The organism is Pseudarthrobacter sp. 01T43, from assembly GCF_056398665.1.
On sequence record NZ_JBFTPV010000012.1, the window covers coordinates 102,636 to 112,136 of the forward strand.

The following is a 9,501-nucleotide window of genomic DNA, read 5'->3' on the forward strand; positions in this document are numbered from 1 at the left end:
CCACCATAGATAACCGAGGTGGATAGACGAATATCCAGCCAACTGCATGCTGAAGGAGTGAAGATGATGTTGATGCGTACGGACCCGTTCCGTGAGCTGGACCGGCTCACCCAGCAGGTCTTTGGAACGGTGGCCCGGCCGGCGGCCATGCCGATGGACGCCTGGCAGGAAGACGGTGAGTTTGTTGTCGCGTTTGACCTGCCGGGCGTCAAGGTGGACTCCGTGGACCTGAACGTGGAGCGGAACGTTCTCACCGTCCGGGCGGAGCGCCTTGATCCCACCCAGCCCAACGTTGAGCTGGTGGCTTCCGAACGGCCACGCGGCGTATTCAGCCGCCAACTGATCCTGGGCGACACACTGGATGCGGACCGCATCAAGGCCAGCTACGACCAGGGCGTATTGACCCTGCGGATCCCGGTGGCCGAGCAGGCTAAGCCCCGCAAGATCGAGATCGAAACAACGAGCCAGATGCACGAGATCGGAAACTAACCCCTTCCCGGGGCGCCGGCAGCCTTTGTCAGCGCCCCGGGAACATCCCCGGAGAATTCCCCGGAACCGTCATGACCAGCCAGCCGGATTACTACGACCTCATGCGGGTGACCCCCGCTGCCAGCCAGCAGGAGATCTCCCGCGCCTACCGGGCATTGATGCGGACCCATCATCCGGACCTCGACGGCGGCGCGGCGGATGGGGGCGAGGTCCATCGTGGCGAGTTGCTGCAGATCATGCAGGCCTTCGCGGTCCTGCGTGACCCGGAGCGGCGCGCAGCCTACGACAAGAGCCGCGCCGGCACCCGGGCGCAGGGTACCGGACCGGTCCTCATTCCGGTCCGAAAAGTCCGCGGCACCGCGCAGGGCAGCCCCGAGCACGGGCCAACCGCCAGCATCAGGATCACCCCGGTCCGCTGGGAAAGCGGGCCATGGGCGTAACCGCATGAACAACCATAGGAGAACCCCCATGAGCGAGTGGCGTCGCTACGATTCCCATCTGATCTCCGCCTTCCATGAGCGCTTCGAAACGCGCTGGGGCAAGGGCACGGCCCCGTTCCTGGATCCCGAGGAACACGAGGAACCGGTTCCGCGTGCGCAGTGGATCAATCCCGCAACAGGTGCGGCGCTGGCAGTGGTGCCGGTGTGGACTGCGGACGAGCGCCAGCAGCGCTCATTCGGGGTGTTCTATCTCCCGCCCGCCGGGGACATCTGGGTACTCCGGCCTGGTTATACGGGCTACCTTGAACCGGCCGACGGCGACACTGAGCACCTCGTCACCCTCCGGAATGATGCCTACCGCAAGGCCGTGGCCCACGCCAAGGAATTCCTGCTCGGCTCACAGTGAACCGACGCCGGTGACCGGCCCGGGAGCTGTTCCGCTGCCGCTGCCCAGCAGGCTGCGGGTGAGCGTTTCGGCGTCGGCCATCAGGTCCTCGACGGCGGCACTGAGGTGGGAGTCGGACACCGGTTGGTTGTCCAGCGCGGCGGCAACAACCGCGCGGCGGACCAGTTCGCGCGCGAAGGAAGCGGTGGTTCCTTCGGTCTGTTCCGCGGCGGCATCGAGCGCCTCCGGGCTGAAAGCCACCAGGCGGCCGTACAGTTCCAGCAGCCGGACCCGTTCGGCGTGGGCCGGCAGCGGAATTTCGACCGCGAGGTCCACCCTGCCGGGCCGCTGCGCCAGGGCACGCTCCAGCATGTCCGGCCGGTTGGTGGTGAGGACAAATGCCACGTCGGCATCCCTGTCCAGCCCGTCCATGGCGTCCAGCACCTCAAACAGCAGTGGCTGGGGCCCATGCCCGAAGCTCCGGTCCTCGGCGATGAGGTCGCAGTCCTCCAGCACCACAATGGACGGCTGAAGCGCGCGGGCCATGCGGGCCGCTTCCGCGATCCGGGCGAGCGAACCGCCCGAGAGGAGGATCGCCGTCGAGCCTTCACTCTGGCTGAGCAGGTGGCGCACGGTGTGCGTTTTGCCCGTCCCAGGCCTGCCGTAGAGCAGGATGCCGCGTTTGAGGTGCTGGCCGTGTTCCAGGAGGGACGCGCGGTGGGTGGCGATTCCTACGGTGTGGTCGGCCACCTTCTGCAGCAGCCCCTCGGGCAGGATGACGTCCGACGCCGGGAGGCTGGGGCGGTGGTGGAACGTCACCCCCGCCGTGCTGGGGCCGTATTCGGACATGACCAGGGAGATGACCTGGCCCTTCAGGACGCTGTTGTGGTCCATCCGGAGGCGGAACTCGGCCAGGAACTCCGTGGCCGTGTCCGGGCTGCCGGCCAGCACCTCCAGGGAAGCTGTCTGGCGTCCGGAGCGCGGTTCGGCGTTGCGCTGCAGGACTGCCAGCGGGCTCCCGCCGAAGGCGAAAAGCCAGAGGCCCAGCGCCACGGCCTGCCGCTGCGCGTCCGGCCCCACCGCCAGGTTGGCGTAGTCGGGCTGGGCGAGCGGAAACTGGGGAAAGAGCTGGGACTGCTGGACCATGTCGCTGAAGGACTGGTGGTGGCGCTGGCCGCCGCCGCCAATGCCCACCAGCCGGCTGGCAGGGTCCTGGGCGGCGAGTTCAGCCATCACGATGTCAGCGTCCACGAACCGGTGCGGCGGGATCACCTCCTCCACCACGGAGAGCCCCTCAGCGGGCGCCCTGAGGTGCGCAGTCAACGCCGGAAGCAGCTGCAGGCCTTTCTGCTGCCGGTGGCTTCCGGCCTGCGCGAGGTGGACCAGCGTGCCGAAGTCGTCGATGAACTTCCCCAGTTTTTCATCCATGCCCAGACCCTAGCAGCCTGCGTCGCGAGGGGTGCCCCGGGTATAGCATTCTGAGTTATACCCGTTCCACGTTTTCACCTTACAAAGGGCTGACGCCATGCATATTTCCGCCAAAGACCTGGCAGCCCTCATTCCCGCGGACTTCACGTTGGGTGTGGCCACCGCGGCCTTCCAGATTGAAGGCGCGCTCACTGAAGATGGCCGCGGCCCGGCGGGGTGGGACGTGTTTTCCGCCAAGCCCGGGTCCATCGTTGAGGACCAAAGCCCGGCCGTTGCCTGCGACCACTACCACCGCATGCCGGGGGATGTGGCACTGATGAAACAGCTCGGCGTCGACTCCTATCGGTTCTCGCTGTCCTGGTCCCGGATCCAGCCCAACGGGAGCGGTCCGGTGAACCCTGCGGGCCTGGATTTTTACGATCGCCTCCTCGATGAGCTGCTCGCCAACGGCATTTCCCCGATGCTGACGCTCTATCACTGGGACACGCCGCTGGCGCTGGACGAAGCCGGCGGCTGGATGAACCGGGACACCGCCTACCGCCTCGGGGAGTTCGCTGCCATTGCCGCGGCCGCTTACGGAGACAGGGTGGCGAGGTGGTGCACCATCAACGAACCTGCCACGGTCACCACCAACGGCTACACCCTGGGGCTGCACTCGCCCGGCGAAGCGCTTATGCTCAACGCATTTCCCACTGTGCACCACCAGTTGCTGGGTCACGGGCTGGCACTGCAGGCGCTGCGGGCGGCGGGGGTCCCCGGCGAGGTCGGGATGACCAATGTGTACTCGCCGATGGTCCCCAACTCCATCAACCCCCTGGACAAGATCAGTGCCGGTTTGATGGATCTTGCCCAGAACCGGGTGTATGCCGACCCGGTCCTCACCGGTAAGTACCCGGACCTGGTCCGTGCCGCAAAGTTCTTCAGCTCCTTCGAGCACCCGGACGAGGACATGGAAATCATCTCCCAGCCGCTGGATTTCTACGGACTGAACTACTACATGCCCACCAAGGTGGCTGTGGGCTCGGGGGAGGGGGCCGTTCCCGCGAGCATGGCCGAAGCCATGGGCAGCGACCTCAGTGCTGCGGGCAACGGCGGCACCCCGTTCCACGTGGAGACCTGGCCCGAAGCCGACATGACGTCCTACGGTTGGCCGGTGAAACCTGAGTACATGAAGGTAGCGCTCAAGGAAATGGCCGATCGGTACCCGAATCTGCCGCCAGTGATCATCACCGAAGGCGGGGCCAGCTTCGAGGACATCATCGTCCGCGACAAGTCCACCAACATCACTTTCATCCCGGACGAGCGTCGCCTGAAGTACCTCTCGGACCACATCGAGTCGGCGCTGAAGGCCACGTCCCCCGGCGGTGAAGCCGAATCGATTGACCTGCGCGGCTACTACGTATGGTCGCTGCTGGACAACTTCGAATGGTCCGCGGGCTACAACCAGCCGTTCGGACTGCTACACGTTGATTTCGAGACGCTCGAACGCACGCCCAAGGCCTCGTATTTCTGGTTCCAGGAGCTCATCGAGGAACGGAACCTGGTAGCCGCGGCCGGTGCCGCCGTCGCGCAGGCTATGGAACCTGAATCAGTGGAGGACAGCGGGATTGAACATGGAGCCGGTGTTTAGGCGCGCTTAGCGTCTAGGCGGGCCTAGAGCAGGTCCAGGACCCTGAGCTGCTTGGCCATTCCGGCTCCGTCAGGCGAATAGATCCACGGCACCACGGAGGTGGTGTGGTCGCCGTCTTCAGAATGCCCGCCGGCAAAAACGGACTCGCTGACGGAAAGCTGCCGGATTGCGATGGCCGCCACCATATCGCCGTGGTCGTGGGCAAAACCGGAGTAGATCTGTTCATCGTGCTGGCCGTTGTCGCCGATCAGCAGCCAGCGCATGTCCGGGAACTCCTTGGCCAGGCGTTCCAGGTTGCGGAGCTTGTGTTCCTGCCCGCTGCGGAACCAGCGATCCTGGGTGAGGCCCCAGTCCGTGAGCAGCAGGGCGCCGGAGGGGTACATGTTCCGGCCCAGGAACCGCTTCAACGTGGGGGCGGCATTCCATGGGCCAGTTGACAGGTAGATGACCGGGGCGTCGGGGTGTTCAATGGTGAGCCGGTCCAACAGGACAGCCATCCCGGGGGTGGCCATCCGTGCCCGTTCGCTGAGCACAAACGTGTTCCAGAGCGCCAGGAACGGCCTGGGGAGGGCTGTCACCATCACGGTGTCATCGATGTCTGAGACGATCCCGAACCTCGCGTTGGCATCGATCACCTGGATCAGCGTCTCCACCGGTTCGGTCCCGTCCGCCCGCAGGACGGCCGTGTGCCAGCCGGGGGAGAGCCTGACGTCCACGACGGTGTCGATCAGGCCGCCCCGGTCTGCCTTGACCTGGGTGGTGACATCGCCGATGGTTATCTCCACCCCGGTGTACTGCATCGGAACGCTGGTGAACGCCCGCCAGCCGCGGATATTCTGGGTGCCGTTCAGGGCAGCGTGTTCGGCCAGGCTGCCGGGGGTGGGTTTCCTGGTCAGAAGGACACGGCCGAGGACACGCACCCACCCGGTGGATGAGCCGTAGCCCTGGTACGCGATGGTCTGCGGTGCGAAATTCCAGCGTCCGGCGACCCGGATTCGCGTGCCGTTGACGGCGTCCGAGATCCGGTGGGCCAGACGGAACAGCTGCGTGCCCGAAGGCTGTGCCGGGTGCGGGGTGTTTTGGGGTGCGTTCTGAGGAGCCGGGTCCATGCCTCCACTCTGCCACAGGCGCGCCATGCGCCGGGCAAGCCCTGGGGGTGGCCGGCATTCGTGACGTCAGCCAGCGCCAACGAACCAGCGCAGTGTTTCGGCGTTCCGCACGGCGTTCCCGCCGCCGTCGTTATTGAAATAGGCATAGACGTCCAGGCCGGCCCCGGCCCATTCCCGGATGCGGGCCGCCCACCATTGCAGGTCCTCATCTGAGTAGGAACCGCCGTAAAGATGCTGATGGTCGGGACCGTGCAGGCGGATGTACACGAAGGGTGCCGTGGCGCGCAGGATGCAGGGGAGCCGGGCGCCACTCGTGATGCAGTACGCGGCTCCGTGCCGTTCCAGCAGTGTGTAGACGTCCGCGTGGTCCCAGCTGGGGTGCCGGAACTCAACGGTCACCCGGATCCACCACGGGACGGCGCCGAGGAAGTAATCCAGGCGGGCATCATCGCGTTCCATCTGCGGCGGGAGCTGGACCAGCAGGACCGCACGTTTGTCCCCCAGCTCGTGCCAGCAGCGGGCAATCCGCTCGAGCCACACCTCAGGCGCGTAGAGCTTCTTGCCGTGCGTCAGGCCGCGGGGAGCCTTGACTGACATGGCGAACCCGTCCGGCAGCCGGCGCCGCCAGCTGGCGAAGGACGTATCCCGTGGCCAGCGGTAGAAGCTGGCGTTCAGTTCCACCGTGCTGAAGCGGGCAACATAATGCTGGAGCCTGTCGCGGGCGGGGAGGCCTGGCGGGTACAGCACGCCGTCCCAATGGTCGTAGCTCCAACCGGACGTGCCGATATGAATCGCCATGGTTAGCCCCCTCCCAGGGATGAACGGTGCATCATGGTGCCTCCGGTGTTCGGGGACGGACCTTGCACTCAGGCTACCGGGCCGTGTTTAGCCCCTTCCGCTCCCTCCGCGGCCCATCCTTGTGGCAGTGTAAGGACATGGCGCGCATCGAGGATTATGCAGTTGTTGGCGACCTTCACACCGGCGCCCTGATCAGTAACGAAGGCTCGATCGATTGGCTCTGCCTGCCCCGCTTCGATTCCCCGGCCTGTTTCAGTGCCCTGGTTGATACGCCCGAGGCCGGTCGCTGGCTGTTGGCGCCCGAAAGCGGCGGTACGTGCACCAGGCGCGGCTACGTGGAGGGCACCCTGGTTCTTGAAACCGAATGGGAAACCCCCGATGGCACCGTGAAGGTCATTGACTTCATGCCACCACGTGACGAGGTGGCAGACATCGTCCGGATTGTGGTGGGCGTGACCGGAACCGTCAGGATGCACAGCGAACTGGCTATGAGGTTCGACTACGGGCACATCATCCCCTGGGTGCGGAGGGATAAGCATGGCCTGCATGCCATCGCCGGCCCGGACGCCGCTTACTTCGTCACCACGGCACCCGTCCGCGGCGAAAACATGCGTTCGGTCAGCGACTTCACCGTTCAGGCGGGCGAGCGCGTGCCCTTTGTCCTGACGTGGGCGCCCAGTCATGTTCCCCGGCCGCACACCGTTGACGCCGAGCACGTGCTGGAAACCACGCTGGCATACTGGCGGGGCTGGGCTTCCCAATGCACCTATAAGGGCAAGTATCAGGACGCGGTGGCCCGTTCGCTGGTGATCCTGAAAGCCCTGACGTACGCGCCTACCGGCGGCATCGTGGCGGCTGTGACCACTTCGCTGCCGGAACAGATCGGTGGTCCCCGCAACTGGGACTACCGCTTCTGTTGGCTGCGGGACGCCACCCTGACGCTGCAGGCACTGCTGGCTGCGGGGTACACAGCAGAAGCTGCCGCCTGGCGCGACTGGCTGCTCCGTGCCGTGGCCGGTGATCCGGCGGACCTGCAGATCATGTACGGCATCCACGGCGAGCGAAGGCTGCCCGAAATGGAACTGCCCTGGCTGGCCGGATACGAGAATTCGAAGCCGGTCCGGACAGGTAACGGCGCGGCCGCGCAACTTCAGCTCGACGTCTGGGGTGAGGTGCTTGACTGCCTCTCCCTGACCCGGAACTCCCTGCTGAAACACACCGATGAATCCTGGGATTTGCAGATTGCCCTGATGGAGCATCTGGAAACCATCTGGGACCAGCCGGACAACGGGCTTTGGGAGATGCGCGGGCCACGCCGCCATTTCACGCATTCGAAGGTGATGGCCTGGGTAGCCGCTGACCGGATGGTCAAAGGTGTTCGCGACTTCGGCCTGCCGGGACCGGTGGAGCGCTGGGAAGCCCTGCGCGACACGATCCACCGGGAAGTGATGGCCAATGGTTTTGACCCCGTGCGCAACACATTCGTGCAGTCCTACGGCCAGCCGGAGCTCGATGCCAGCCTGCTGCTGATCCCGCGGGTCGGGTTCCTGCCGCCCGACGATCCCCGGGTGGTGGGGACCATTGACGCGATCCAGCGCGAGCTCACCGATGACGGTTTTGTGCTTCGCTACCGTCCGGCAGACAGCGACGACGGATTGCCGGGAGACGAAGGTGTGTTCCTTGCATGCTCGTTCTGGCTGGTCCAGGCGCTCCTGGGGGCCGGCCGGGCCGCAGAAGCCACTGAGCTCTTCGAGCGCCTGCTGGAGCTGCGCAATGACGTGGGCCTGCTCAGCGAGGAATGGGCCGTTGGGGCCAAGCGGCAGCTGGGCAATACACCGCAGGCCTTCAGCCACTTCGCGCTTGTGACAAGCGCTCTTGAACTTCATCAGGATATGGTGCGCCGGAGTGACACCCCTATTCCACCGGAGGCAGAAAGGGTAGGGCAGTGACCACCTGTTGGCGGCCCGGGCCCTTCAACTCCGCGGAATAGGTAAGTACACTTACTAATACTCGCGGCGAGTTACCTACACACAGCGCCGCGACTGAACGAGGGGTGGTAGTAATGGCCGGACATTTTGAACTGGTGGATGCGCCTGATGGCGGCTACAGGGTGCGGATGCTCGACGGCTCGGGTGGCCTGATGGCCATCTCGGTGACCTTTCCCACGAAACGCGCCGCAGTGGCCGGGATCGCCTTGGCCCGCGAGATTGCCGGCACGGGCCTGATCAGGGATTGCAGCAGCAAGGGTGCCGGGATAGTGATCCGGGACAAAGTTCGTCCACTGTCCTCGTCGAAGGACAATTCGGCTTCCAGGGGCAGGAAGGTTTCAAAGACCCCGCGTACCGCAGTCGGGTGATGGCTCCGCAGACTCATGGCCCGGCCTCTTGGTGGCGGGGCGCCGTCCTGTTCGATGTTGACGGAACGCTGGTGGACTCCTCCTACCTGCACACGGTGGCGTGGTGGCAGGCGTTCCGCCAGCACCAGCATGAGGTGCCCATGGCGGCCATCCACTGGTGCGTGGGAATGGGCGGCGACCGGTTGGTGGACCGCCTCCTCCCTCCGGACCGGGACAAGGAGGCGGATGCTGAAATCATGGCCAGCCATGCGGCCGTCTTCGCCCTGAACTGGCCGTCGCTGGGCGCGTTCGACGGCGCCAAGGACCTACTTGCCCAGTGCCACGCCGGGGGACTCGCCGTGGCCCTGGCATCGTCCGCGCGGCGGGAGGACCTGGCTGCCAACCGCAGGGCGCTCGCAGCGGACGCCTTTATCCATGCGGCCACCAGCTCCAACGACGCCGAGGAAAGCAAGCCCGCCCCTGACATTTTGGTGGCAGCCCTGGAAGCCGTCAGCGTTCCGGCCGCCGACGCCGTCTACGTGGGGGACGCGGTGTGGGACATGAAAGCCGCCACCGCGCTGGGCATTCCGGCGATCGGGGTCACCTGCGGCGGCCGGAGCGCCGCGGAGCTGTTTGATGCGGGCGCCGCGGAGGTCTACAAAGGCCCGCGGGATCTGCTCGATAATTTGCAGGCGAGCGCGATCGGCAGGCTGCTCGCCCTGCCGGCCTGACACTCAACAGGCTAGCGGTTCAGCGTCGCTGTCGCGCCGTGGTGGGAGAAAGCGATCCCTCACCTCGCCCCAGGCTCTGGCCCCGGATGGTGGTTTCGGCAGATCATGGAGGTGTCTGCCACGGTGGACGCCGGTTCGATCTTGGTGCTGTTGTTG

Annotated in this window: 10 protein-coding genes; 7 read left to right on the forward strand and 3 right to left on the reverse strand. The window is 65.7% G+C overall.

Annotation, left to right across the window (positions count from 1 at the left end):
- The first annotated feature begins 66 nt into the window (after nucleotides 1-66).
- The 3 genes from AC1DIM_RS12645 to AC1DIM_RS12655 all read left to right on the forward strand — a co-directional run bounded on the left by AC1DIM_RS12645 (nucleotide 67) and on the right by AC1DIM_RS12655 (nucleotide 1,335).
- Nucleotides 67-489 carry an Hsp20/alpha crystallin family protein gene (locus AC1DIM_RS12645; RefSeq protein ID WP_477710850.1) on the forward strand — a complete coding sequence of 141 codons (423 nt, stop codon included), beginning with the start codon at nucleotides 67-69 and terminating at the stop codon, nucleotides 487-489.
- 71 nt (nucleotides 490-560) lie between these two features.
- The gene (locus tag AC1DIM_RS12650; RefSeq protein WP_477710839.1) at nucleotides 561-929 is read left to right on the forward strand and encodes a J domain-containing protein; all 369 of its coding nucleotides are present in this window, start codon (nucleotides 561-563) and stop codon (nucleotides 927-929) included.
- A gap of 28 nt (nucleotides 930-957) precedes the next feature.
- Complete coding sequence (locus AC1DIM_RS12655; RefSeq protein ID WP_477710840.1) at nucleotides 958-1,335, forward strand: hypothetical protein; 378 nt, start codon at nucleotides 958-960, stop codon at nucleotides 1,333-1,335.
- Here AC1DIM_RS12655 and AC1DIM_RS12660 read toward each other — a convergent pair.
- Nucleotides 1,327-2,742 carry an AAA family ATPase gene (locus AC1DIM_RS12660; protein ID WP_477710841.1) on the reverse strand — a complete coding sequence of 472 codons (1,416 nt, stop codon included), beginning with the start codon at nucleotides 2,740-2,742 and terminating at the stop codon, nucleotides 1,327-1,329. The two genes, AC1DIM_RS12655 and AC1DIM_RS12660, sit on opposite strands and share 9 nt — an antisense overlap.
- Before the next feature lie 97 nt (nucleotides 2,743-2,839).
- Here AC1DIM_RS12660 and AC1DIM_RS12665 point away from each other — a divergent pair, with 97 nt between their 5' ends.
- Nucleotides 2,840-4,372, forward strand: a complete 1,533-nt coding sequence (locus AC1DIM_RS12665; protein ID WP_477710842.1) for a glycoside hydrolase family 1 protein — start codon at nucleotides 2,840-2,842, stop codon at nucleotides 4,370-4,372.
- Between the two features lie 23 nt (nucleotides 4,373-4,395).
- Here AC1DIM_RS12665 and AC1DIM_RS12670 read toward each other — a convergent pair whose 3' ends face one another.
- Together AC1DIM_RS12670 and AC1DIM_RS12675 are read right to left on the reverse strand one after the other, a co-directional pair.
- On the reverse strand, nucleotides 4,396-5,481 hold the full coding sequence (locus AC1DIM_RS12670) for an App1 family protein (RefSeq protein ID WP_477710843.1): 1,086 nt from the start codon (nucleotides 5,479-5,481) through the stop codon (nucleotides 4,396-4,398).
- Between the two features lie 66 nt (nucleotides 5,482-5,547).
- Nucleotides 5,548-6,279, reverse strand: coding sequence for a DUF72 domain-containing protein (locus AC1DIM_RS12675; protein ID WP_477710844.1), 732 nt, complete (start codon nucleotides 6,277-6,279; stop codon nucleotides 5,548-5,550).
- A 137-nt stretch (nucleotides 6,280-6,416) separates the two neighbouring features.
- Here AC1DIM_RS12675 and AC1DIM_RS12680 point away from each other — a divergent pair, with 137 nt between their 5' ends.
- The 3 genes from AC1DIM_RS12680 to AC1DIM_RS12690 all read left to right on the forward strand — a co-directional run bounded on the left by AC1DIM_RS12680 (nucleotide 6,417) and on the right by AC1DIM_RS12690 (nucleotide 9,345).
- Complete coding sequence (locus tag AC1DIM_RS12680) at nucleotides 6,417-8,228, forward strand: glycoside hydrolase family 15 protein (RefSeq protein WP_477710845.1); 1,812 nt, start codon at nucleotides 6,417-6,419, stop codon at nucleotides 8,226-8,228.
- Nucleotides 8,229-8,341: 113 nt separating this feature from the next.
- A complete protein-coding gene (locus AC1DIM_RS12685; protein WP_477710846.1) occupies nucleotides 8,342-8,635 on the forward strand; it encodes a YegP family protein in 294 nt (97 codons plus the stop codon).
- Nucleotides 8,635-9,345, forward strand: a complete 711-nt coding sequence (locus AC1DIM_RS12690; RefSeq protein ID WP_477710847.1) for an HAD family hydrolase — start codon at nucleotides 8,635-8,637, stop codon at nucleotides 9,343-9,345. The genes AC1DIM_RS12685 and AC1DIM_RS12690 overlap by 1 nt, the downstream gene beginning before the upstream one ends.
- Nucleotides 9,346-9,501 lie beyond the last annotated feature (156 nt).

Excerpts from the sequence above, each read along its gene's own strand:
- AC1DIM_RS12645 (WP_477710850.1), top strand. The coding sequence starts at position 67 with ATGTTGATGCGTACGGACCCGTTCCGTGAGCTGGACCGGCTCACCCAG.
- AC1DIM_RS12650 (WP_477710839.1), top strand. The coding sequence starts at position 561 with ATGACCAGCCAGCCGGATTACTACGACCTCATGCGGGTGACCCCCGCT.
- AC1DIM_RS12655 (WP_477710840.1), top strand. The coding sequence starts at position 958 with ATGAGCGAGTGGCGTCGCTACGATTCCCATCTGATCTCCGCCTTCCAT.
- AC1DIM_RS12660 (WP_477710841.1), bottom strand. The coding sequence starts at position 2,742 with ATGGATGAAAAACTGGGGAAGTTCATCGACGACTTCGGCACGCTGGTC.
- AC1DIM_RS12665 (WP_477710842.1), top strand. The coding sequence starts at position 2,840 with ATGCATATTTCCGCCAAAGACCTGGCAGCCCTCATTCCCGCGGACTTC.
- AC1DIM_RS12670 (WP_477710843.1), bottom strand. The coding sequence starts at position 5,481 with ATGGACCCGGCTCCTCAGAACGCACCCCAAAACACCCCGCACCCGGCA.
- AC1DIM_RS12675 (WP_477710844.1), bottom strand. The coding sequence starts at position 6,279 with ATGGCGATTCATATCGGCACGTCCGGTTGGAGCTACGACCATTGGGAC.
- AC1DIM_RS12680 (WP_477710845.1), top strand. The coding sequence starts at position 6,417 with ATGGCGCGCATCGAGGATTATGCAGTTGTTGGCGACCTTCACACCGGC.
- AC1DIM_RS12685 (WP_477710846.1), top strand. The coding sequence starts at position 8,342 with ATGGCCGGACATTTTGAACTGGTGGATGCGCCTGATGGCGGCTACAGG.
- AC1DIM_RS12690 (WP_477710847.1), top strand. The coding sequence starts at position 8,635 with ATGGCTCCGCAGACTCATGGCCCGGCCTCTTGGTGGCGGGGCGCCGTC.